Here is a 22,847-nt window from a genome sequence, read left to right on the forward strand (position 1 = left end):
GCAGATCGCCCCATCGGTTGAGTACAGGTGTGACTGCCAATATGACGGCTCGGCTCCGGCTCGTTGATCCCTCGGGGGCGATCAGTGACGCGGACCTGGTGGAGGCGTCGTACCGAAGACCCGAGCGGTTCGGGGAGCTCTACGACCGCTATATCGGGGAGATCCACGCGTACCTGGGCCGGCGGCTCGGCCAGGAGGCCGCCGACGACCTCGCCGCCGAGGTGTTTCTCACCGCGTTCAGGAAGCGCACCACGTTCGACCGCGAACGCGGGGAGGTGCGCCCCTGGTTGTACGGCATCGCGGCCAACCTGATCGCGGTGCACCGCCGTACCGAGACCAGGAAGCTGGCGGCGCTGCGCCGCAGCGCGGCCGCTCCCGCGGGCACGGACCACGGCCACGAGGAACGCGTGGTCAGCCGCGTCGACGCCGCGAACGAGCAGGCGCGGCTCGCGGCTGAGCTGCAGGCGCTGTCCGACGGCGATCGGGACGTGCTGCTGCTGAGCGCCCTGGGCGAGCTGAGCCATGGGGAGGTGGCCGAGGCGCTGGGCATCCCGTACGGCACCGTCGGGTCCCGTCTGTCACGGGTGCGCAGGAAGCTCCGGGCCGCTCTGGGCGGCGTCAATCCCTTGCTTGGAGGCTCTGATGGATGATTACCGGGCGGTGCGCGAACTGCTCCCCGCGCCGCCGCTGTCGCCGGAGGTTCGGCGGGCCGGGCGTGAACGGCTGGCCGGCGCGTTCGCTCACGAGGGGGTACGGCGACGCCGCAGGGCCGCCAGATGGAGTGCGCTGGGGCTCGGCCTGGCCGGGGCGGCGGCCGTGGCCCTGCTGGCCACCAGCTCCGTGTCGCCGGGCGGGTCGCCCGCCAAGCACAACGTGGTCGCCCCGATGAGCGCCAACCAGATCCTGCTGGCCGCCGCGACCTCGGTGGCCGCGACGCCAGACGCGGGCGCCTGGTGGGGTAGCAAGCAGATCGACGGCCGCGAATTCTACGACCCGGGCCACCACTACCTGCTGCGGCAGAGCAAGTCGATGGAATCCTGGATCCCAGCGGATCCGGAGGCTCTTACCTGGTACCGCGAGACCTACCTCGGCGCCGTCCCCGTGAGCTCCGAGGGCGAGGCCGCCTGGCGGGCCGCCGGCGCGCCGTCGACCTGGACCTACGAACAGGGCAAGACCCCCGGCCTGATCACCGACGACCGGGCCGAGGGCATCGTCCGGGCGGCGCCGGGCAAGCCGTGGACCTTTTCCAGCGAGGACTGGGACTTCCGCATCGTCCTGGCCGGTAAGCCGCTGACCAGGATGAACGAGGTGCCGACGACTCCCGAGGGGCTGCGCGCGCTCTTCTCCGACGTGGACGGCCGGGCGCTCGTCGACAACGCCGTGAGCCTGCTCGTGTACGCGCCGGTGACGAGCGAGACCCGGGCCGCCGCCTACCGGCTGCTCGCGTCGCTGCCCGGGGTCTCGGCCGTCGGGCAGGTGACGGACACGCTTGGGCGTACCGGGCAGGCCCTCGAATACCAGTCCGCGCAGCGTCCCGTGACCGAGTACGCGGGGGGCACTCGTACCCGGCTGGTGATCGATCCGGCCACCGGGAAGCCCCTCTCGATCGAGACGCGCGCCACGGACGATGGCCATCTCCTGGAGTTCACCGCGATCCAGGAGAGCGTCTGGACAGATGACAACCCATTGAAGGAGCAGAAGTGAGATCGCTGATCGCCGCCGTAGCCGGTTTGGTCTTCACCGGAGCGCTCGCCGTACCCGCGCAGGCGACCCCGCCCGAGGGCAAGTACTGGCGGGTCGACATGATCCTGAGCAGGACCCATCCGCGTCCGGTCGGCAGCGGCTACTGGCTGGCCGAGCGGCAGGTGTCCACCGACTGGCGGTCGCCCGAGGGCAAGAGCTGGACCGGTTTCCGGACGCTCGGCGCCCGGCCCAAGACCGAGAAGGACGAGGCGGCCTGGCGCGCCGACGGCTCCCCGAAGTCGTGGACCTACCGCACGGAGGGCATGAAGATCTCCCTGTCCACGGAGCCCGGCGCGGGGCACGTGGGGCCGACGAAAGGCGTCCCCAAGGGCTTCCGCTTGGGCGAGAAATGGGTGACCTACCAGCAGCTCCAGGAGCTGCCGTCGGATCCGGCCGCCCTCAAGAGATATGTCGTGGCGAACCTGAAGACCTGGATCAAGGAGGCCGCGGACGAGGCGAAGACCACCTCCCCGAACTCCAAGATCGAGGACTGGGAATCCCGACTCGACTCGTACGTGGCCATCGAGCTGAGCCGGATGCTCTGGGAGAACCCGGTCCCGCAGAAGGTGAGGAGCGCCGCCTTCCAGGCGTTCAAGACCACCAAGGGGGTCACCGACCTCGGGCGGGCCCAGGATTCGCTCAACCGCTCCGGGCAGAAGTTCGCTCTGCCGACTCTCGCCACCAAGGGCACGGTGCTCAAGCAGCAGCTCCTCGTGGACACCAAGACCATGACGCTGCTGGCCGAGTACACCGACACCACGCTCAATGGGAAGCCGTTCCTGGCCAACACCAAGGTGGAGACGTACAAGGTCGGCTGGACGAACGAGGCGCCCGCCGTCCCGGACGGCAAGTAGGGCCACGAGGACTCGCCCGCCAGGGCGAGTCCTCGTCAGGCGTCAGCGCACGACGGTGCAGCCGACCCACTTGATGACGTGCTTGTCCTTCTTCGTGAAGAACTCCGCGTTCTTCTTGCTCTTGAAGGCGCGCTTGTGCAGAACGCCCTTCTCATCGCGGAACCGGACATGAACCCGGCCGCCTTCGTGGTGCCTGACCACGCACTTCATCTTCTCGTCCGGCCCGCAGGCATCGTCCTCGGGGCCCAGCCGCTCCGAGAAGACGCGCACCTTCTCACCCTTGATGAGCTTGCCGTCCTCGTCCGCGAACCGGCCGTCCTTGAGGCTGATCCGCTTGCCCTGCTCGCCCTCGAACACGACGTCGGGCTCGGAGCACTCCAGGATGGGCGTGAGCTGGTCGCTGGTGATCAGCTGGGGCTGCGACGGGTCGTCCGAGGCGAACGCCGGAGCGGACACGGCAGCGGTGGTGCCGAAGGCCGCCACGGCGATGATGGCGGCACCGAGTGCGCGTCTCATGTGACTCTCTTCTCTGAGGGGTCTCTGAAGGGTTTCGAGCTGTGACGACCGGCCGGTCACGATGAAGACTGCCGGGCCGGGTGTTAATTCCGTGTATGACAAAAATTGACCGCCCGTATTGACGATCTCGCAGGCGGCGGCTAGCGTCGTCTCATAATTGACAGGAAACTTTCCTATAAGTTACCTGTCTGGCCTCCCACCCACCCCGCACAAACCCGCCGGAGGTCGGAGCACTATGAGACACACCATCCTGAGGAAGGGCCTCGCGGTCCTGGCGGCGCTGCTGCTGCCGCTGACCGCCACGGTCGCCGCACCTACCGGCGCGTACGGCGCCAGCTCGGTCGCCTTCGCCGCCGCCTGGGCCCCGTGGACCGCGTACACGGCTGGGACCCGCGTCACCTACAACGGGGTCGACTACGAGTGCGTCCAGAGCCACACCTCCCAGCCCGGCTGGGAGCCGCCCAACGTACCCGCCCTGTGGAAACCGGTCACCGGCGGCGGCACCGACACCACCGCGCCGTCCGTGCCCGGCAACCTGCGCTCGACGGGCACCACCTCCAGCAGCGTCTCGCTGGCCTGGGACGCCGCCACCGACAACGTCGGCGTCACCGGCTACGACGTCTATCGCGGCTCGACGCAGGTGACCACGGTCACCGGCACCTCCTACACCGACAGCGGGCTGGCGGCCGCCACCAGCTACACCTACACGGTCCGCGCCCGTGACGCCGCCGGTAACGTCTCGGCCGTCGGCAACTCCGTCACCGCCACCACCTCGGGCGGCACCGGCGCTCCCGGCCAGCCCGGCACGCCCAGCGTCACCGGCTCGACCTCCAGCTCGATCGCCCTGTCGTGGGGCGCCTCTTCCGGCACGGTCACCGGTTACCGCGTCTACGAGGGGAGCACGGTCAAGGCGACCGTGACCGGTACGTCGGCCACCATCGGGTCGCTGGGCGCCTGTACGTCGCACACGTACACGGTCAAGGCGTACAACTCGGTGGGCGAGTCCGCGGCCAGCGCCCAGGTCACCGGCGCGACCACCGGGTGCACCGGCGGCGGCAACAAGGTGCTCGGCTACTTCGTCCAGTGGGGCGTCTACCAGCGCGGCTACCACGTCAAGAACATCGACACCAGCGGCTCGGCCGCCAAGCTGACCCACATCAACTACGCCTTCGGCAACGTGACGAACGGGCAGTGCGCCATCGGCGACAGCTACGCCGACTATGACCGCTTCTACCAGGCGGGCGAGAGCGTGGACGGCGTCGCCGACACCTGGGACGCGGGCGCGCTGCGCGGCAGCTTCAACCAGCTGCGCAAGCTCAAGAAGAAGTACCCGAACCTGAAGGTGCTGTTCTCCTTCGGCGGCTGGACCTGGTCCGGCGGCTTCGGCCAGGCCGCCCAGAACCCGACCGCCTTCGCCAACTCCTGCTACAACCTGGTCGAGGACCCGCGCTGGGCGGACGTGTTCGACGGCATCGACATCGACTGGGAGTACCCGAACGCCTGCGGTCTCAGCTGCGACAGCAGTGGCGCGGCGGCGTTCAAGAACGTCATGTCGGCCCTGCGCTCCCGCTTCGGGTCCGGCAACCTCGTCACCGCGGCCATCACCGCCGACGGCACCAGCGGCGGCAAGATCGACGCGGCCGACTACGGCGGCGCCGCTCAGTACGTCGACTGGTACAACGTCATGACGTACGACTTCTTCGGCGCCTTCGCGGCGCAGGGCCCCACCGCCCCGCACTCGCCGCTCACCTCGTACGCGGGCATCCCGACACCGGGCTTCTACTCCGACAACGCCATCCAGAAGCTCAAGAGCAAGGGCGTGCCGTCGAGCAAGCTGCTGCTCGGCATCGGGTTCTACGGCCGCGGCTGGAGCGGGGTCACGCAGTCCGCTCCCGGCGGCACGGCGACAGGGCCGGCGCCCGGCACGTACGAACAGGGCATCGAGGACTACAAGGTGCTCAAGACCCGCTGCCCGGCCACCGGCACCGTCGCCGGCACCGCGTACGCCTACTGCGGGGGCCAATGGTGGAGCTACGACACGCCGAGCACGATCGGCGGCAAGATGAGCTACTCGAAGAACCAGGGCCTCGGCGGCGCGTTCTTCTGGGAGCTCAGCGGCGACACCACCGGGGGTGAGCTGATCACCGCCATGAAGAGCGGCCTGGGGTGACCATCCTCACCTCCTGAGGGCCGCGTCTGGGCCGGCTTCGCGTCGCGGAGCCGGCCCTTTCGCCTTTCGTAACCGGCTTTCGTACCCGGTTGGAGGGTTGACCCGGGATCTGCGTGGAAATCTTGAGAGCATAACGCTTCGTGATCGCCCGCTAATTGTCAGCTCATGATCTCCGGGGGTGATGATGATGGACATGCTTCCGCCGTCAGCGTTCATTCGTAGGACACCGACCCCGCCCCGACGGCGGTGGGGAACGGCGTGCATGGCGCTCGCGCTCGCCGGAGCCATGGGCTTCGGCAGCGGGCTCGGCTACTCGGTGGGCCGGACCGTCCAGGAGCGTCAGTCGTCGCTCCACCCGCGGGTGGCGGCCATGTCGGTCACGACCGGTGAGGCCGCGCCGTCAGCCGCCGAACAGGTCCACGCGGCGCCGAAGCCCGCTGCCCCGCCGGCTGCCCGCCCAGTCGCCCGTCCGGCTGCTCATCGGGCTGTTCGGAGGGCTGCCCGGCGGGCTGCCCACCCGGCTGTCGAGCGGAAGCACCACGTCAAGATCGCGAAGACCCGCCATCACCTCGCCCGTCACGTGAGAGCCAAGCATCACGAGGCACACCACTCGGTGTGCGTCCGGCTGCAGGGCCTCAGGGCGCGGCTGTGCAGAACCCTCTTCAAAGAACACTGACCCCCACGGGGGGCCGCCGGGCGAAGAACACGAACTCCAGGCCGGGCCGGTCGGGCGCACCACGGACTTCCGCCACGGTGTACCCATGGGCGACCAGCGCGGCCTCGACCTCGTCACGCTCGCGGAAGCGCAGCGTCGAGTCCGAGGTCAGCACCTGCCCGTCCGAGCCGAAGACCCACGTCACGCGGAAGGTCACCAGCGGCCCGCTGACGTCGAGCACGTCGGACCACTGCTCGACCGCGCCGACGCCCTGAATCTCGGTGACCTTGTACGTCGCCGCGCGATTCCACTCCTCCCAGGCGCGTTTCGCCGGATCCCGGGTCTCGAACACGAGATGTCCACCAGGCCGCAACGCGTCGTGGACCCCGCGTAACGTGCCCTCCCAATCTCGCTGGTCCACGATCGCTTGGGCGACATTTCCCGTCATGGTGGCCAGATCGACCCGCATCGGGGGAAGGGCCGTCGCGTCACCCTGGAGCCAGCGCACCCGTTCGCCGTCCGGCTTGGCCCGCGCGACATCGAGCGACGCGCGGGCCGGGTCGACGCCTATGACGTCGACTCCGCGACCAGCCAGGAGCAGCGCGAACGTCCCCGTCCCGCACCCCACGTCCAGCAGGGTACGGGCACCGAGCTCATCGGCGATGGCCACGTATACGTCCAAGTCGCCACGGTCGGGGTCGAGCGCGTCATAGACCGAGGCCAGCCGCGGGTACTCGAAGATAGCGTCAGCCATGCGGCCACGCTATGCCGCCGTGATCAGTTCCCGGCCATCTTCTTGGCGAGCTCCTCATCGGAGTTGGCCTTCACAAGCCGGCAGGGCGCGACCGGGCTGCCCGCCTTGGCGAGATAGGTGCCGAGCGCCCAGTCCATTCCGGCGTAGTTACCCGGTCGGAACTCCAGGACGAGCGTCTCCTCCGGGCGCATGAAGCGTGGGGAGATCACGAAGGTGTCCTTGTTGATCGGCGCGGCGACGTCTCGGGAGCGCCAGTTGTCCGGCTTGTCGAACTCCTTGCGCTGCTGCTCGGTCATGCCCTTGGTGCTCGGCGGGTCGTAGGCCAGGTCCGCGCCGACGAAACGGCCGCGGGCGCACTGCTTGTCCGCTTCGGTGAACGTCACGTCGGCCACGATCCCCGCGCTCTTCAGCTTGGCCGCCAGCCCGTCGGGGTCCCGGAACTCCTTGACCGTCACCTGAACGGTGCCGTCGGAGTTCTTCACCACCGCGTACGCCGCGCTCGGCGCCCCTGAGACCAACGGCACGGCCACCAGCGCGGCCGCGGCGATGCCCGTGACGGCCACCCCCGCCAGCACGCGACGACGCAACGGTGGCCAGGAGGGCCGACGCTGTGCGGGCGGGGTCGCCACAATCTCCGCGAGGAGGTCCTGGACTCCCTGACCGATGGCAGGCTCGGCGTACTCGGCGGCCGGATCGATGGCGGACACCATGCGGTCGATCTTGTTCATCGGGCTTCTCCCCTCAGCGCGGTCATCACGGTGACCTCGTCCGTCGTGGTCGTGTCGAGCAGCCGGGCCAGTCGTTTACGGGCCCGATGCAGCCGGAGCCGGGCGGCGGTGCTGCTGCAGCCCAGTACCTTGGCGATCTGCGGGCCGGTCAGCTCCTCCCAGCAGGCCAGGGCGAGCACATCCCGGTCGGCCGCGTTCAGGGCGGCGAAAGCGGTGCGTACGGCATCGGCCCGTGGATCGGCGGCCGTCTGCCCCTGTCCGACTGCCAGTTCGCCACGGAGCCGCGAGGCCAGCGCGGTACGGCGCGACTCGCCGCGCCGGTGATTGGCCAGGACCCGGCGGGCCGCGCCGTACAGCCAGAGCACGGCGGCCTCGCCCTCGGGTACGTCATCCAGCCGCCGCCACGCGGCGAGGAAGGTCTCCGCGATCACATCGGCGACGTCGTCCACCGAATCGGTACGACGTACCGCATAGCGATGTACGGCCGGATAACAGGCGAGATAGAGCGCCTCGAAACGATCTCGCGTGTCGGGGGGCACGCGTTGATCCTGCACAGGTGTCTCCTAACCGAAGAATGCCGGAACACCTCACTAGGTGTCCGGCACCTCCGCAAGTGTTTCCATCTGTGCCCAGGGACCCCTTGCGTCTGAATAACAGATAACGGTTGAAGAACGCAGCATGGCGATGCGGTGTGCAGTAGAGCAGCATTGAGGTTGTGGCAGGGATCTCCGTCTGGCGGCGGGCGAGTCTGCGTCACGGGCCCTATGTGGCCCGGGCGATGGCCGAACTGCGCTCCTGGCCGGCACTGGCGGTCAGCGACACCCGGCGCGGCGTGGCCTTCGCGGTGCGGGGCACCGAGATCCTGCGCCCGTCCGGCAGGGACGAGGTGCACCTGCGCCTGACGGCGGCGGCGATCGACCGGCTCGAACCGCACCTGCGGGTCTGTGACCAGGTGCACGCCTGCGCCGACCGTGCCTGGGTGGCCGTGCAGGTGGACGCCGAACCCGACCTCGAACTGCTGCTCGCCCTGACCAGCGTGGCGATCAAGGCGCACGCCTCGTAACCCCGCGGCCGACCGGCCTGCACGCTTCGCCCCGGCGCGCTATTCCGGAGGCCGCTTCGCCGAGGCGACGAAGAGCGGCAGCGCCAGGAACATCCGCCCCGCCCGAGCGCGCGCCGTCTGCTCGGCCACCCACGACGCCTCCTGCTCGGGAGCGATGGCTCCGGCCGTACGGGCGGCCTCCGCGAGCCCGGTGAGCATGGGCAGCAGCTTCGCGTCGGTGAAGACACCCGTGCGCACCTCCAACGCGACGTCCTCGAACCCGGCGTCGAGCAGCAGGTTGCGATAGGAACGGGCGGCCCGGGGGTTGGTCACCTGGTCGGCGCGCGCGTGGACGATGGTCCGCGTGAGCGCCGGGTCGCCGGAGTCGATGACGAAGGTGTCCCAGTCCTGCCCGATCAGCACGACCCGCCCGCCGGGGGACAGGACCCGTCGCGCCTCCACCAGCGCCTTGGCCGCGTCGGCGAGCTCGTGGAAGACCTTCTCGGCCCGGTACCCGGCCACCTCGCCGTCGGCGATGGGCAGATCGCAGGCGTCGCCCAGCCTGAAGTCGGCCTCCGGCCACCTGTCGCGGGCCGCCGCGAGCATCTGCTCGCTGACGTCCACGCCGATGGCCCGTACGCCACGCTCGGCCAGCTCACCGACCGCCCGCCCGGCGCCGCACCCGACATCCACCACGGCCGATCCGTACGGAAGATCAAGCAGTTCGTACGATCGCGCGCGCCTGGGAATCGATGGGGTTGCTGACACCTGTCCGCATCGGAGGCGAACGCCGCCGCTACGGCCCCGACGACCTCTACCGCGTGGCGGTGATCCTGCGGGCCAAGGAGGCCGGGTTCGGCCTGGACGGCATCCGAGAGATGATCGCCACCTCGGACCCGGCCGTACGGCGGACCCACCTGCTACGGCGCCGCGCGGAGCTCGCCCAGCGCATCGCCGAAGCGTAGGCGGCACTCGACCTTCTGGACTGCGCGCTGGACTGCGACCACCAGGACCTACCAGGATGCCCCCACTTCCAGGCGGTGGTGGCCGAGCGGATCTTGAATACTAGGCAGGCTCCTGTGGCTGGGTCTGCTCCCTCAGGATGCTGATGATGGCCTGCTCCGCGGTGGTGTGGATGTTCAGGGCAGATGACAGGCCGGTGATCTTGAGGATGCGCGCGGGTGCGCCGTGTACGGCCGCCAGATGGAGCGCGGCGCCTTGTTCGCTCAGCGCCGCGTTGAGGCGTAGCAGCAGGTGCAGGCCCATGCTGTCCAGGAAGGTCAGCCCGTCGAAATCGAGCAGCAGCGGCTCGCCGGGCCGGACCTGCCGGGTGAGATAGGTCTCCAATTGGGCGGCGTTGGTGGTGTCCACCTCGCCGGTCACGGTGATCAGCACGCCGAAGATCAGGCGCTGGCTGTCCAGGCTCAAAGGGGGCATGGCGGCTTAACGGCCTGCTCAGCAGGGGGTCGGCGGCGGCACGACGGTCATGACGTCCTCTCAGGGGTGGCCGAGCACGGGCGCGAGGTCTTCCTCGCATCCGAACTGTAATCCCGAAGACCGATACCGGAAAGACTTTTCCCCATAGGATCTTCTGGGAAGAGAGGGTACAGTCCGCCCCGCAGCTGCTGTTAACCGCCGGGGGCGGAGAAGGTGAAGACCCGTGAGCGCATCCGATGACCGTTCGTCCGCCTGGACGTTTCTTACCCATCACGCCCGTGTCCTGTTGGAGATCGCCCGCAATCCACAGGCACGCATGCGCGACATCGCCGCCGGCATCGGCATCACCGAACGCGCCGTGCAAGGCATCGTGACCGACCTGCACCAGGGCGGCTACCTCTCCCGCGAGCGGATCGGCCGGCGCAACCACTACAGCCTCAACCTCGACGAGCACTTCCGCTACCCCACCGAGGCCGGCCTGCCGATCCGGCTGCTGATCGACACGTTCACCCAGCACGACCTGCCCGGCGGCCCCACAAGCCCGCAACCACCCGAAACGCAACCGTGAAGAGTGGCGCACAGTTCCCGAAGAGGGCTTCCGGCGGCTAGCGTTCGTCGGCGGGGTAGTCGGCCGAGCGGCTCACGTCGGCCCATTTCTCGGTTTCGGCGGCGCGGATCTCGGCGGCCTTCTGGGCCAAGGCGACGGCGTCGCTGCCGAGAAGGAGTCGCCGAGGTGGGTCGTCGTCCCGGACCACGTCAATGATGATCTTGGCGGCGCGAGCGGGGTCGCCGGGCTGGGTGCCGTCGGTGTCGCGTCGGAAGCGGTGGATGGCGCCCACGGTCTGCTCGTAGTCGGGGCCGACGGGGTGGATCTCCATTGAGGAGCCCTGCCAGTCGGTACGGAACGCCCCCGGCTCGACGATGATGACCTTGATGCCGAAGGGTGCGACTTCATTGGCGAGGACTTCGGAGAAGCCTTCGACAGCGAACTTCGCGGTCTGATAGGCGCCCATTCCGGGGGTGCCGCCGACACGTCCTCCGACGGAGGAGAACTGTACGAAGACTCCTGATCCTTGGGTACGCAGGACGGGCAGGGCGGCCCGGGTGACGTTCACGACGCCGAAGAGGTTGGTCTCGATCTGGGCGCGGAAGTCGTCTTCGGCCATCTCCTCGATCGGTGCGCTGTTGCCGTAGCCGGCGTTGTTGACGACCACGTCGAGGCTGCCGAAGGCGTCGGTGGCCTCCTTGACCGCTCGAGAGGCCGCGGCGGCGTCGGTGACGTCGAGTGCCGCCGCTCGTATCCGGTCGCCATGGCGGGCCACCAGGTCGTCGAGTTGCTTGGGGTCGCGTGCGGTGGCGACCACCTGGTCGCCTGCTTCGAGGACGGCTTCGGTGAGACGGCGTCCGAGTCCGCGCGACGCTCCGGTGATGAACCATGTCTTGGCCATGGGTGTTTCCTCTGATCGATGCACTAGCTGTCTCATCAATGTAGCACTTAAAAATATAATATCACCATCAGCGTGATGGTAAGCTGCTTCATGTGCCACCTGGAAGGGTATGTTGAGCAGATGAGAGCAGACGCGACGCGAAACCTGGAACGCGTCCTGAGCACGGGCGCCCGCATGCTCGCCGACGACCCCTCGGCGACCATCGCCGCCATCGCCGCCGAGGCAGGGGTGGACCGCCGCACCGTCTACCGCCGCTTCGCCTCCCGCGAAGACCTCATGGCCGCCGTCTACGGAGCACGCTACGACGCGGTCGAGGCGGCCATCGAGGCCGCCAGGCTGCGGGAGGCCCCGGTCGCGGTGGCGCTGCATCTCTATGTCGAGGGCATCATCGCCGTCAACCGCGAATGGCCCGTCGAAACGAGCCTCATGCTCCGCGACGAGACGATCCGCGAGCGCCGCCGCGTCCTGATCGACGAGGTCAACGCCTTCTTGAGGCGCGCCACCGACGAGGGCCTGCTGCGCTCCGACCTGCCGAGCGGCTGGGTGGCCACGGTCCTGCCGCCGCTGATGGAGCATGCCGCCGAAAACCTGTCCGAGCTGAGCGCCGCACAGGCCGCCGACGTCGTGGTCGACACCCTGCTGCGCGGCGTCGGCGCCGCACAGGCACGGTGACCCTGCGCGGCCTGACCGGGACGCCTGCTACGGTGATAAACGCTCGTGTTCGGACCTTAGGAGACCAGGCATGGCAGGTGACGACGACATCTCCGGGTGATACCGGAGGTTGACCGGCCCCGGCAGGCGCGCATGATCGCCGCCGCCGACGTGGCCCTCGTCGTCGTACCCCCAACCCTGTTCCCTTGCCGGGCCCAATGCGCGCGCCCGGGTCTCTTATAGAGGTCTGTCGCATGTCCGATGCGTTCATCATCTGTTCCGGCCTGTCCTTCTCCTGGCCTGACGACACCCCCGTATTCAACGACCTGTCCTTCACCGTGGGCGGCGGCCGTACCGGCCTCGTCGCCCCGAACGGCGCGGGCAAGAGCACGTTGCTCAAGCTGATGGCCGGCGAGCTGCGCCCCTCGGCCGGCGGCGTCGCCGTCGAAGGGGTGCTCGGCTACCTGCCGCAGAACCTGCCCCTCGTCGGGGAGCCGACCGTGGCCGAGGTGCTCGGCATCGCCCCGGTGATCGCCGCGCTGGACGCCATCGAATCGGGCGACCCGAGCGAGGAGCACTTCACCACGATCGGCAACGACTGGGACATCGAGGAGCGCACCCGTGCCCAGCTCGACCGGCTCGGCCTCGCCGACATCGGCTTCGACCGGCGCCTGGGCACGCTCAGCGGTGGCCAGGTCGTCTCGCTCGGCCTGATCGCGCAGCTGCTCAAGAATCCCGACGTGCTCCTGCTCGACGAGCCCACGAACAACCTCGACCTCGGCGCGCGCCGCAGGCTCTACGACGTGCTCGGCGACTGGACCGGCTGCCTGCTCGTGGTCAGCCACGACCGGGCCCTGCTCGACCGCATGGACCGTATCGCCGAGCTCGACCGGGGCGAGGTCCGCTTCTACGGCGGCGACTTCACCGCGTACGAGGAGGCCGTACGCGCCGAGCAGGAGGCCGCCGAACGGAACGTACGCAGCGCCGAGCAGGAGCTCAAGCGCGAGAAACGGGAGATGCAGCAGGCCCGCGAGCGGGCCGAGCGCCGGGCGGGCAACGCCGCCCGCAACCTCAAGAGCGCCGGGCTGCCGCGCATCTTCGCCGGGAACATGAAACGCGGCGCCCAGGAGTCGGCCGGCCGGGCGGGCCAGATGCACGCCTCCCGCGTCAGCGACGCCCAGGCCCGGCTCGACGAGGCCGGATGGGCGCTGCGCGACGACCAGAAGATCGCGTTGGAGCTGCCGGGGACGAACGTGCCCGCCGGTCGCACGGTCTTCCTCGGCGAACGCCTGCGGGCCCGTGGCGGCCTGTTCGTCGAGCCGGGCCTCGACCTGACCGTACGCGGTCCCGAGCGCATCGCCCTGAACGGCCCCAACGGTGCGGGCAAGTCCACCCTGCTGCGCCTGATCAGCGGCGAGCTGGAGCCGGACGGCGGCACGACCAGGCGGGCCGACGGGCGGGTCGCCTACCTGTCGCAGCGGCTCGACCTGCTCGACGTCGATCGCACCGTGGCGGAGAACCTGGCCGCCTTCGCCCCCGGCATGGCGGCGGCGGAGCGGATGAACCTGCTGGCCCGCTTCCTGTTCCGCGGCGCACGTGCGCACCTGCCGGTGGGCGTGCTGTCCGGCGGCGAACGGCTGCGGGCCACCCTGGCCTGCGTGCTGTGCGCCGAGCCCGCGCCCCAACTCCTGCTGCTCGACGAGCCGACGAACAACCTCGACCTAGTCAGCGTGGCGCAGCTGGAGAGCGCGCTCATCGCGTACCAGGGAGCGTTCGTGGTGGTCAGCCACGACGAACGCTTCCTCACCGAGATCGGCGTGGAACGGTGGCTGGAGCTGTCGGACGGTCGCCTCCTGGAGACCGGGGGCCCCACTGGTGAGTGACGCCCTGCCCTCCCGCCGCGGAAGAAAGCACCAGCGCGATGCCAGGCGAGGTCCCACGGCATCGTGCGTTACCAGTCCACACGTTGCTCACCGCTGCTCGCTTCCTGTGTCCTGTGCGGCCCGAGCGTCATGGCGAAGATCGCCTTTCGCCGCGATTACGGCTAAAACAGCGATGTGGGAGCCTTTGAAAGGTGCTCAAAGGGCGACAACGCGAGATCGAAACGCTGACAGGTCTGCTCGACGAGACGCGGGCCGGACGGGGCGGCGCCCTGACCGTGCGCGGTGCGGCGGGCAGTGAGCAATATCAATAGTGAGGGTTAGCGTCCACGGGACCGTTCATTGGAGCGTTTCGCGTGCCTACCCGTTTGCAAACTCACCCGTGAAACGGTGTTCGACCTCGATGTGGTCGGCCGCGTGCGGTGTCTCACGGGTGGTCGCCTATGAAACAAAGGGCAGCCACTTCAATCACAGCCATAAAGAGCGAACCGTTACAAAGAGTTGCTTTGGAACTTGAGGCACGGACCCGAAACGGCACGCGACCACCGCCGGTCCAGGCTGAGGCAGGGCGGTCGACGGACAACCATGGAGATATTCCTTTCGAGAGTGCATGGACAGGGGACTGCATCGCGCTCTGGCCGCCGAGGCCCCGTCTACCGGGCGGCGGAGAGCAGGGACAGGGCCTTGGCCATCGCCGGGTCGCGGTGCTGGCGCAGGTCCTTCGCGGTCAGCGGCAGGTAGTGGTCGGGCGCCACGCCGATGCCGTTGATCAGTTCGCGGTTGGCGCCCACCTGGTAGGCCGCGGGCAGAGACAGCGTGCTGCCGTCGTCCAGCGCGAACATACGGGCGGATCCCGACACCATGCCCGACGTGCGCGACCCGATCAGCGGCCCGACCTTGAGGTCTTTGACCGCGGCCGAGAAGGCGTCGCAGGCCGAGGCGCAGATGCCGTCGACGAGCACGGCCAGGGGAAGGCCGAGCAGCGGGACCGCGTCGTCGGTGCGGTTGGGTGTGCACGTGTCGTCGGGGGTGCAGTCGTAACTGTGCACCTTGCCGTGTACGAAGCTGCTGAGCAGCTTGACGACCTCGGCGGGCGAGCCGCCGTTGGTGCCGCGCAGGTCCAGGACAAGGCCACGCAGTGCCTTGTCCTCACGCAGTCCGGCGATGGCGGCCAGGGCCTGGTCTGCGGTCCCGGGCTGGAAGTTGGTGAGCTTGACTGCGGCCACGTCGCCGTCGAGCCGGCGGGCCGTCACGGGCCGCGTCGTGGGCGTGAACAGCTTCGGCCGCAGCGTCGTCTTCCTGACGCGGCCGGTGGAGGGGTCGAGCAGCGCCAGCCGTACCGGGTCCGGCTGGTCGCCGGAGTATTCGGGGTTGAGCAGGTTCATGGCGCCACTGGACAGGACACCGTCCACGAAGACGGGCGCGCCGTTGACGGATTGCACGATCTCGCCTGGACGGATATGAGCGACGGCGGCCGGGCCGCCCTGCACGGCGTTGACGAACAACGGGGCCATCGCCTTCTGCGGTGCCCGGTAGGTGATCGAATAGCCGGGCGAGGTGGTGAAGCCGAGCCCGTAGGCCGCACCCGGCCCACCGGGTGGTTGCGCCCCGCGGCCCCACCGCGAGTGGTTATCGTGCAGGCTGCCCACCATGGCCTTGATCGTGGCCCCGGCTGCGGCTTGTCGCAGCGCGGCGTCGTCCGGCAGCTCGGCCATCACCCGCTCGTACGCGGCCGCGAATGCGTCCAGGTCGGTCGTGCGGTTTCCGGTCAGCGGCGGCATGGTGGCGTCGGGCCGGTCGGTGCCGCGGCGGTTCAGTTCCTCGGTGAGCCCGGCGAACCCGGCCGCGAGCGCTGCCCGGTGGTCGAGCCGCTCGCGGCCGTAGAAGCCGGTGAAGATGCAGTCGTATGCCTGCTTGATGGTGCTCAGGCCGGTGGGGACGGGCTGGGCCGGCTTGGTGTCGCACGCGGCCGCCTCGGTCTTCGCGGTCACCACGGCACCGGACGTCGCCGGCGTCAGGACGCCGGTGCAGGCCAGCGTGGTCAGGAGAAAGCGTTTCACGCTGATAGGTCTCTCACTCATGTGGGCGGATATCGCGGTCGACGAGTGGGCTCCGGTTATCGGCCGGGGCAGAGGACGGCTTCGGCGGCCTTGTTGATGGCGTCACCGACGGCCATGGCCTTCTCGTTGTCGATCTTCAGTGTGGCGGCCACCGCGAACTGAAGCCGGCCGTCGGTCGAGGAGAAGGTGATGGAGTTGATTCCGGGCATGCTGCCCGATGCCGAGGAGACCGTTCCGCCGCACAGGTTGGGGAACGGCCGTGGCAACTGCCGTTGCAGGTCCGACGAGACCAGCTTGCCCTGGTTGAGCGCGCGGTAGAAGGCGCTGAGGTCCGCCGCGGTGGAGATCACTCCTTGGCCCCCGATGGTGGCGTTGAGCCGGTCGACGTCGCGCGGTACGCCTTGGTCATCGGGGTAGTAGCCGTGTCCGTGCGGGCCCTTGATCTGGTCGGAGACCTTGGTGGCCAGATAGGTGTGCTTCATGCCGAGCGGGGTGAACAGACGCCGCTTGAACTCGGTGGCCCGGTCGTGGCCGGTTACCTTCTCGATCATCATGCCGAGGAGCACGTAGTTGGTGGTGGAGTAGAGGTACTCTCCCGGCTCGCCCTTGCGGGGAACGGTCCGTGCGGCCTTCACCAGGTCGATCGGCTTGTAGACGGTGGTGAAGTCGAAGACGTCGAACTTCCCGCTCTCCATGAAGTCGGGGATGCCCGAGGTGTGCCTGATCAACTGCTGCACGGTGATCTCGTCGGCGCGATCCACATAGTCGTGTTCGGCCATCTCGGGCAGGATGTCGCTGAGCTTGTCATCCAGGCTGAGCTTGCCCTCCCCGACCAGCTGCAGGATGATCGCGGCCTCCATGAGCTTGGTCTGGGATGCGATGCGGTACCGGGAACCCGAGGGGATGCGACCGCCCTTGCCGCCGAGCAGGCGCGAACCCGCCGTCCCCCGGCCCTTTCGTTTGCCGTCGACGTACACCTCGCCAATGGCTCCCACCACGCCAGCGCTCTTCGCCACGTTCTCTATCGCCTGCTGGACGTCTCCGAGCTCGACCTGGTCGGCGGCGGTTGCGGGTGCTGGGAAGCTCAACGCCAGCACCGCGTATGCCAGCCCGGCCATGCCGATCGTTCTGCCACGCCTCATTGCGGTGATCCTCTCTACGGGACTTTGGGGTGATCACATCTATCGGCCGGCGCTTATCGGTGGGCGATCGGCGGACCATATGTGTTCCATATGTGGGTGCCTGCGATACTGCCCGGATGCGTGTGCTCTTGGTCGAAGACGAGCAGCCCCTCGCCGGGTACATCGAAGCCGGGCTGCGCAAGCATGGCTTCACCGTCGACGTCGCCCTCGACGGCCAAAGCGCGCTGGACAAGTGCGAGCTCACGCCGTACGAGGTGGTGGTCCTGGACCGGGACCTGCCGGAAGTGCACGGCGACGCGGTCTGCCGCCGGCTCGTCCAGCGGGGGGTCTCGCGGGTGCTGATGCTGACCGCGTCCGACGCCGTGGAGGACCGGGTCGGCGGGCTGATGCTGGGCGCCGACGACTACCTGGGCAAGCCGTTTGCCTTCTCCGAGCTGGTCGCCCGCGTGCACGCCCTGGTACGGCGCAGCGCGCCGGCCCGCCCACCGGTGCTGCGCGCCGACGGCGTGATGCTGGATCCGGCCCGGCGAAGCGCCGAGCGGGACGGCAGGCTGCTGCGCCTGACCCCCAAGGAGTTCGGCGTGCTGGAGCAGCTGCTGGCCGCCGGCGGCGACGTGGTCAGCGCGGAAACGCTCCTGGAGCGGGTATGGGACGAGCACGCGGACCCGTTCACCAACGCAGTCCGGATCACCGTCGGCACGCTGCGCCGCAAGCTCGGCGACCCGCCGGTGATCGAGACCGTCATCGGCGCCGGCTATCGGATCGGCCCGTGCGGCTGACGGCCAGGGCCCGGCTCGCCCTGCTGCAGACCGCCCTGGTGCTCGCTGCCGGGGCCGCGCTGACCGGTCTCACCTATCTGCTGATGCGGCGCCGTGAGTTCTTCACCCGCCTGGACCCGACCGGCCCGGACCCCTCGGGCGCACCCTCGCCGATGCCGGCACCGGCCGAGGACCTGCGAGCCTTCGCCGACCGGGTGCAGGCCGACACCCTGTCCGCGCTACTGTCCCAGGCCGGTCTGGCGCTCATCATGGTGACCGCGCTGGCCGCCGCGCTGAGCTGGCTGGTGGCCGGACGAGTGCTGCGGCCGATCCGCGTCATCTCCGCCACCGCCCGGCGGCTGTCGGCCGAGAATCTCACCGAACGGGTCCCCGTCACCACACCCGCCGACGAGTTGTCGGCACTGGCCGGCACGGTCAACGACATGCTGGACCGCATCCAGCGCGGCGTCGCCGAGCGCGACCAGATCCTGGACGGCCAGCGGCTGTTCACCGCCAGCGCCGCCCACGAGCTGCGCACACCACTGACCACCGCCCGCACCGCCATCGACGTCACCCTGGACGGACACCCCAGCCGTGCCGACCTGCTCATCATGGCCGGCGATGTGCGCGACGCTGTCGCCCACATGCAGCGCGTCCTGGACGGGCTGCTGCTGCTGGCCCGCAGCCAGGCCGGATCCGGCGCGCGTGAGACGGCCGACCTGGCCGCCATCGCGGCAGCCGCCCTCGACACAGTCGAGGGGCGGGCGGTTACCGCCGGCATAGCCATACGCTCCGGGCTGCGGCCCGCACCGGTCACCGGCGAGCCCGTCCTGCTGGAACGGATGATCGGCAACCTGGTCGACAACGCGCTCCGCTACAACCACGCCGACGGGCACCTCATCGTCGACACGTACACGGCGGGCGCACGCGCCGTCCTGCGGATCTGCAACACCGGCCGCGAGATCGTGCCCGAGGAGGCGCAGGCGTTGCTGGAACCGTTCGTGCACGGGCAGGGCAGCCGCGTCCGAACCGACGGCCTGGGACTGGGCCTGGGACTGTCCATCGTGCGCGCGATCACCCTCGCCCACGGGGGACACATCGCGATCACGGCCCGCCCAGGTGGCGGCCTCGACGTCACCATCGACCTCCCGCACAATTCAAGCGACCGCAGAGCGGCCGGCACGACGACACGCTGCGGTCATCGCTTACATTCGGCATCCACCATGCGCACGGCACCACCAAGGAGCCCTCCCGCTGAATGAACGCACGGCATCACTGTCCCCTTCAGACGCCAGGGGTTGCTGGGCTTCCTCACTCATCGTCGCGCTGCCAGGCAGCCCCCGTCAGCGGGGCGTGCAGACCACTTCGAGCATCCGTGCACGCGACTTCGAAAAGTGACACACACACTAATGATCTTGGCCAGAACTCTTGAGTTTTGGGACCGTTTCAGGGCGGAATGATCGCAGTCGCATACGGCCAGCGGAGGTTTGTCACGGTTGCCCGCAATGAGCGACACCTGTCGCCGGCCAGTAATTAGGCAGCAACGCCAGATGACCCCGGCGAACACGCAGCGGGGATTCTCGATACCGCGCCCTGACCCCAACAGAATTCAGCTTGTGCTGTTTTCTTGACGGTCGCACGCAAGATCGCATTGGCTTATGCGCGTGGTTCCGCAGTCTGCCGGTAACTCACGGACGCCGGGTAGTTGAGGCGCTCCTGGCGCTGTCGAGCACGTAAGTTCTCAGGACTTGGGGACGGAGATCCAGTAAAACGGTGATCTCCCACGATCAGCCGTCGAAGAACTGGATCTCCGTTGATTACCGAGCATGTCGGCGCTCATGTGTCATGCGCCGGCACTCGGAAGAGCTGCGGGACGCCGCAGCCGAACAACAGCACCCCGAGCGGCAGGTGAAGGGTCTTCGCGCCCAGAGCGACTCCGGAGATTGTGTGCAGCGCCACAGCGGCACGGAGCGCCTGAACGGTCCAGGAAGAAGGAGCGGCAACGGCCGCTTGTCAGGCGGCTGGGCGGGGCAGTGTGCAGTCCGGGCGGGACAGGTCCAGCACTGAGCCGGGCGCCAGGCAGGCGGGTACGGCTGCGACCTGCTGGCCGTAGTGAGCCCCCTTGCGTACCGTCACGTGGCCGGCCGCGTCGACTTCGCACGGGTTGTTCTCCGTGCAGCTCTTCCCGTCGTCGTTGCTCGTGCTGTGCAGCCCGACCACGGTCTGACCGTCCGGGGCGATCAGTGGTGACCCCGAGGCGCCGTGCCCTGGTTCGCAGGCGCTGGTGTACCTGAGTGCGTTCTCCTGTTCGTACCCGCCCTCACGCAGCCCCGGCACCACGGCCTTCACCGCGCAGCTCCAGCGGCGGCCCCAGGTGCCGGACAGCAGGTCCACGCGGTCACCGGCCGCGGCCGGGGTTGTCGTGAGGTCGAAGACCTTGGCGTCGGCGGCGGCCAGCTCCGCGTACGTCCGGTCCAGGCGGTACAGGGCGACGTCGGTGCCGGTCATGGTGGCGTACACCAGCCGGGTCGTCCTTGCCTCGACCTTGGGGTAGCCCTCGCGGTCGGTGATCGTGACCGGCTGGACGGCCGGCTGATCGACCAGCGCCGACCCCGGCGCGGGGCGGGTGCCCTGGACGCAGTGGCCGTTCGTGAGAAGCAGGGCCGGATCCTCCGCCCGGCCGGTCCCGGTGCGGACCACGGCGCCGGAACACTCACCGAACTGCGCGGCGCCCTCCAGGGACGGCAGGTGCGGTTCCGGCGGAACGGCGGTGCCCGTGACGATGCCCCGGATCCATTTCCGATACAACGACGCGTCGCTGTACACGGTCGGGGTGTCGGGGCCGTTACTGCCGCTGACCGCCCCCGCCAGCAGCCAGCTGCCACCGCGGCGGACCAGCGCCGGGCCACCGGAATCCATGTTGGTGGCCGAGATGCTTCCGTCCAGGCTGCCCACGCACAGCTCACGTTCCGCGGTGATACCGCTCACTTCGCATTCCGAGTCCGGCTGCACCACGGTGTCGGCCTCGCGCAGACGGTCCGGGTAGCACTTCGGCGCGCGCTCGTCACAGGTCACGCCCCAGCCGATGATGCGGGCCGCGGTCCGGTCGGCCGGCGTGGTCGCCGCGATCCGCGCCGGCTTTGCTCGAACCGGGGTACGCAGGTGCAGCAGCGCGAGATCCTTGCCGTAGACCTCGGTGGAGTACCGATAGAACGTGTCGACCTCGGCCAGCTCACCGCCGGAGGTCACGCTCAGGGAGCCGATGCGTACCCGCCAGCCCCGAGGGGTGCCGACCGGAGCCTGATTGGGCGTACGGGCGCAGTGGCTCGCGGTGACCACCCACTGCGGCGCGATCAGCGTGACTCCGCAGACATGGCCGTCCGCGCGCGGGGATTCGGCGCGCTGTAACGAGCCCATGAACGAGTACGGCCGTACCGACTCGACGCCGCCGCGCAGGGCGAACGACGGAGTCGCGGTCGCCGCCAGCGTGGCCAGCACCACGGGAACGGCGAGAAGAAGGGAACGAAAGCGCATTGGGACACCCTGCGCGGTGCGGGTGTCCATGCTGCGGCGGTCACGTATCGGCGGCCGCTTGGACGCGTATTAGGGATGTATCAGATACGAGCTCCGAGGACTGACACACACCCGATACGTAGCCAAGCGGTCGCGGATACGAGACCGCGACAGCGCGGACACCCGCACCGCGCAGGGTGGCGAACCATGCCCAATACACTTCACCTCCCTCGCACTCGCGTCGCATTCGCGGCTTTCGCCTGCCTCGCAGGCCTGCTGGCCGGTTGCGGCGTCGCCAACGGGTCGAGCGGCCCGCCGAACAACTCGCCTTCCGCCGGTACGGCCGACCAGAAGTACACCGAATGGGAGGTCAAGTTCCGGTCGTGCCTGAGCGACAAGGGCCTCGTACTCCCGAAGGAGCCCGGAAAAATCGACTTCGGCGACCGGCAGGACGCGTACGAGGTAGCGAGGGACGCCTGCATCAAGAAGATCGGCAAGCCGCCCACGGCCTCTGACGACCAGCCCAAGATGTCCGACAAAGAAGCGAAGGAGAAGGAGCTCAAGACCCTCCAGTGCCTCCGCGCCCACGGGTACAAAGTCAGAGACCCCGCTCCAGGGCAGGCCGCACAGGTCGAGGTGCCTGAAGGCGTCTCGCAGGACGGCTTGACGGAGTGCTACGGCAAATGACGTCCGGAGAGCCAGTGCGCGAAACGCCTTTACCCCACCTCCTCATCGGTGACTCTCCGAGAGGGCGGCGCCAGGGACGTGGTGTCTGTCCGCCGGACCGCCCGCATCATGGCCGCCGGGTGGTGGCCCCCGGTCGGCTGTTATCGCTCACACGTCTTCTCTTCCGGTCGCGGTTCCTTCTCTGTCAGATGGCTGTGGTGACACGTCGGAGCCAATACGAGACGAAGAGGCGACGTCAAGGACGGCACCTCGCGCCCGCGGAGGGGCGGCGGACGGGCAGGCGGCTCATCAGGCGTTATCAGGGGTCGCCGCCCGTGACGGCGAGAGCGTCACTCTGAAACTTTCGCCAAATCCTTGACACATTTCGGGATGGTTTCCAGACTGTGGCCCAAGGCGGCTTCCTCCTGCTCGTGGTGGTGCGCGGTGAGGACCGCCGTTCGCGATGCCCTGGTGGTGTGCGCCCTGATCACGGGACGCGGCGTCGATCGTGCGGGATGACCCCCGCGTGTCCGCTTTCTCGTGATTCAGTCTGGAGCAGCCAGTCATGGGCATCAAAGCCATACTTCCGCCGCGGCCTCTCAGGAGCCCGCGGGTCCTGATCGCCGCCGCCGCCGGCGTACTCGGCGTGGTCACCGCGGTGATGGTACCGACCACGCCGGCCGGAGCGGCGGCGAGTACGCTCGGCGCGGCCGCCGCGCAGAGCGGGCGGTACTTCGGCACCGCCATCGCCTCGGGCCGCCTCGGCGACTCGCAGTACACCACCATCGCGAGCCGCGAGTTCAACATGGTGACGGCCGAGAACGAGATGA

Annotated in this window: 24 protein-coding genes; 13 read left to right on the top strand and 11 right to left on the bottom strand. The window is 68.9% G+C overall.

Annotation, left to right across the window (positions count from 1 at the left end; all coding sequences use genetic code 11):
* Positions 1-41 precede the first annotated feature (41 nt).
* Genes LDL49_RS41630 through LDL49_RS41640 form a run of 3 tightly spaced genes read left to right on the top strand, consistent with a single transcriptional unit; the run spans position 42 to position 2,597 of the window.
* Complete coding sequence (locus LDL49_RS41630) at positions 42-650, top strand: RNA polymerase sigma factor (protein WP_225300157.1); 609 nt, start codon at positions 42-44, stop codon at positions 648-650.
* Positions 643-1,704, top strand: coding sequence for a CU044_5270 family protein (locus tag LDL49_RS41635; protein WP_225300159.1), 1,062 nt, complete (start codon positions 643-645; stop codon positions 1,702-1,704). The genes LDL49_RS41630 and LDL49_RS41635 overlap by 8 nt, the downstream gene beginning before the upstream one ends.
* Entirely contained in the window at positions 1,701-2,597 is an 897-nt protein-coding gene (locus tag LDL49_RS41640) for a hypothetical protein (RefSeq protein WP_225300160.1), read from the top strand. The genes LDL49_RS41635 and LDL49_RS41640 overlap by 4 nt, the downstream gene beginning before the upstream one ends.
* Before the next feature lie 42 nt (positions 2,598-2,639).
* On the opposite strand, the gene LDL49_RS41645 is transcribed toward LDL49_RS41640, so the two are convergent.
* On the bottom strand, positions 2,640-3,113 hold the full coding sequence (locus tag LDL49_RS41645; protein WP_225300163.1) for a hypothetical protein: 474 nt from the start codon (positions 3,111-3,113) through the stop codon (positions 2,640-2,642).
* 235 nt (positions 3,114-3,348) lie between these two features.
* On the opposite strand from LDL49_RS41645, the gene LDL49_RS41650 reads away from it, so the two are divergent.
* Complete coding sequence (locus LDL49_RS41650) at positions 3,349-5,283, top strand: glycosyl hydrolase family 18 protein (protein ID WP_225300165.1); 1,935 nt, start codon at positions 3,349-3,351, stop codon at positions 5,281-5,283.
* Positions 5,284-5,683: 400 nt separating this feature from the next.
* Here the strand turns inward: LDL49_RS41650 and LDL49_RS41655 are convergent, their stop codons facing one another.
* From LDL49_RS41655 to LDL49_RS41670, 4 genes are all read right to left on the bottom strand, one after another.
* Positions 5,684-5,881, bottom strand: a complete 198-nt coding sequence (locus LDL49_RS41655; RefSeq protein ID WP_225300167.1) for a hypothetical protein — start codon at positions 5,879-5,881, stop codon at positions 5,684-5,686.
* Between the two features lie 64 nt (positions 5,882-5,945).
* On the bottom strand, positions 5,946-6,692 hold the full coding sequence (locus LDL49_RS41660) for a class I SAM-dependent methyltransferase (protein ID WP_225300169.1): 747 nt from the start codon (positions 6,690-6,692) through the stop codon (positions 5,946-5,948).
* Positions 6,693-6,715: 23 nt separating this feature from the next.
* On the bottom strand, positions 6,716-7,420 hold the full coding sequence (locus tag LDL49_RS41665) for a hypothetical protein (RefSeq protein WP_225300171.1): 705 nt from the start codon (positions 7,418-7,420) through the stop codon (positions 6,716-6,718).
* Positions 7,417-7,974: an RNA polymerase sigma factor gene (locus LDL49_RS41670; RefSeq protein WP_225300173.1), complete on the bottom strand. Its 558-nt coding sequence runs from the start codon at positions 7,972-7,974 to the stop codon at positions 7,417-7,419. The genes LDL49_RS41665 and LDL49_RS41670 overlap by 4 nt, the downstream gene beginning before the upstream one ends.
* A gap of 161 nt (positions 7,975-8,135) precedes the next feature.
* On the opposite strand from LDL49_RS41670, the gene LDL49_RS41675 reads away from it, so the two are divergent.
* Positions 8,136-8,483 carry a luciferase domain-containing protein gene (locus LDL49_RS41675; RefSeq protein ID WP_225300176.1) on the top strand — a complete coding sequence of 116 codons (348 nt, stop codon included), beginning with the start codon at positions 8,136-8,138 and terminating at the stop codon, positions 8,481-8,483.
* A 39-nt stretch (positions 8,484-8,522) separates the two neighbouring features.
* Here LDL49_RS41675 and LDL49_RS41680 read toward each other — a convergent pair whose 3' ends face one another.
* Positions 8,523-9,230 carry a methyltransferase domain-containing protein gene (locus LDL49_RS41680; RefSeq protein WP_225300178.1) on the bottom strand — a complete coding sequence of 236 codons (708 nt, stop codon included), beginning with the start codon at positions 9,228-9,230 and terminating at the stop codon, positions 8,523-8,525.
* On the opposite strand from LDL49_RS41680, the gene LDL49_RS41685 reads away from it, so the two are divergent.
* Complete coding sequence (locus LDL49_RS41685) at positions 9,194-9,427, top strand: helix-turn-helix domain-containing protein (RefSeq protein WP_308016259.1); 234 nt, start codon at positions 9,194-9,196, stop codon at positions 9,425-9,427. The genes LDL49_RS41680 and LDL49_RS41685 overlap by 37 nt on opposite strands.
* A gap of 100 nt (positions 9,428-9,527) precedes the next feature.
* Here LDL49_RS41685 and LDL49_RS41690 read toward each other — a convergent pair whose 3' ends face one another.
* Positions 9,528-9,890: an STAS domain-containing protein gene (locus tag LDL49_RS41690; protein WP_225300182.1), complete on the bottom strand. Its 363-nt coding sequence runs from the start codon at positions 9,888-9,890 to the stop codon at positions 9,528-9,530.
* Between the two features lie 232 nt (positions 9,891-10,122).
* On the opposite strand from LDL49_RS41690, the gene LDL49_RS41695 reads away from it, so the two are divergent.
* The gene (locus LDL49_RS41695) at positions 10,123-10,467 is read left to right on the top strand and encodes a helix-turn-helix transcriptional regulator (RefSeq protein ID WP_225300184.1); all 345 of its coding nucleotides are present in this window, start codon (positions 10,123-10,125) and stop codon (positions 10,465-10,467) included.
* A gap of 37 nt (positions 10,468-10,504) precedes the next feature.
* Here LDL49_RS41695 and LDL49_RS41700 read toward each other — a convergent pair whose 3' ends face one another.
* On the bottom strand, positions 10,505-11,347 hold the full coding sequence (locus LDL49_RS41700) for an oxidoreductase (protein ID WP_225300186.1): 843 nt from the start codon (positions 11,345-11,347) through the stop codon (positions 10,505-10,507).
* Between the two features lie 120 nt (positions 11,348-11,467).
* Between LDL49_RS41700 and LDL49_RS41705 the strand changes: the two genes are divergently transcribed.
* Both LDL49_RS41705 and LDL49_RS41710 read left to right on the top strand, forming a co-directional pair.
* Positions 11,468-12,019 carry a TetR/AcrR family transcriptional regulator gene (locus LDL49_RS41705; protein ID WP_225300188.1) on the top strand — a complete coding sequence of 184 codons (552 nt, stop codon included), beginning with the start codon at positions 11,468-11,470 and terminating at the stop codon, positions 12,017-12,019.
* A gap of 233 nt (positions 12,020-12,252) precedes the next feature.
* Positions 12,253-13,881: an ABC-F family ATP-binding cassette domain-containing protein gene (locus tag LDL49_RS41710; protein ID WP_225300190.1), complete on the top strand. Its 1,629-nt coding sequence runs from the start codon at positions 12,253-12,255 to the stop codon at positions 13,879-13,881.
* Between the two features lie 650 nt (positions 13,882-14,531).
* Here the strand turns inward: LDL49_RS41710 and LDL49_RS58730 are convergent.
* Positions 14,532-15,938, bottom strand: coding sequence for a S41 family peptidase (locus LDL49_RS58730; protein ID WP_225300192.1), 1,407 nt, complete (start codon positions 15,936-15,938; stop codon positions 14,532-14,534).
* Between the two features lie 56 nt (positions 15,939-15,994).
* Positions 15,995-17,080 carry a serine hydrolase domain-containing protein gene (locus LDL49_RS41720; RefSeq protein ID WP_225300194.1) on the bottom strand — a complete coding sequence of 362 codons (1,086 nt, stop codon included), beginning with the start codon at positions 17,078-17,080 and terminating at the stop codon, positions 15,995-15,997.
* Between the two features lie 116 nt (positions 17,081-17,196).
* Between LDL49_RS41720 and LDL49_RS41725 the strand changes: the two genes are divergently transcribed.
* Positions 17,197-17,859 (top strand): response regulator transcription factor, encoded by a 663-nt coding sequence (locus LDL49_RS41725; protein ID WP_225300196.1) that lies wholly within the window; start codon positions 17,197-17,199, stop codon positions 17,857-17,859.
* On the top strand, positions 17,850-19,100 hold the full coding sequence (locus LDL49_RS41730) for a sensor histidine kinase (RefSeq protein ID WP_225300198.1): 1,251 nt from the start codon (positions 17,850-17,852) through the stop codon (positions 19,098-19,100). Before LDL49_RS41725 ends, LDL49_RS41730 begins: the two co-directional genes overlap by 10 nt.
* 751 nt (positions 19,101-19,851) lie before the next feature.
* Here the strand turns inward: LDL49_RS41730 and LDL49_RS41735 are convergent.
* Positions 19,852-21,372, bottom strand: coding sequence for a trypsin-like serine protease (locus LDL49_RS41735; RefSeq protein ID WP_225300201.1), 1,521 nt, complete (start codon positions 21,370-21,372; stop codon positions 19,852-19,854).
* Positions 21,373-21,558: 186 nt separating this feature from the next.
* Between LDL49_RS41735 and LDL49_RS41740 the strand changes: the two genes are divergently transcribed.
* Together LDL49_RS41740 and LDL49_RS41745 are read left to right on the top strand one after the other, a co-directional pair.
* Entirely contained in the window at positions 21,559-22,038 is a 480-nt protein-coding gene (locus LDL49_RS41740; protein WP_225300203.1) for a hypothetical protein, read from the top strand.
* 544 nt (positions 22,039-22,582) lie between these two features.
* On the top strand, positions 22,583-22,847 hold a 265-nt coding region (locus LDL49_RS41745; protein WP_225300205.1), incomplete at its 3' end, for an endo-1,4-beta-xylanase.

The organism is Nonomuraea aurantiaca (assembly GCF_020215705.1).
Taxonomy (GTDB): Bacteria; Actinomycetota; Actinomycetes; order Streptosporangiales; family Streptosporangiaceae; genus Nonomuraea; species Nonomuraea aurantiaca.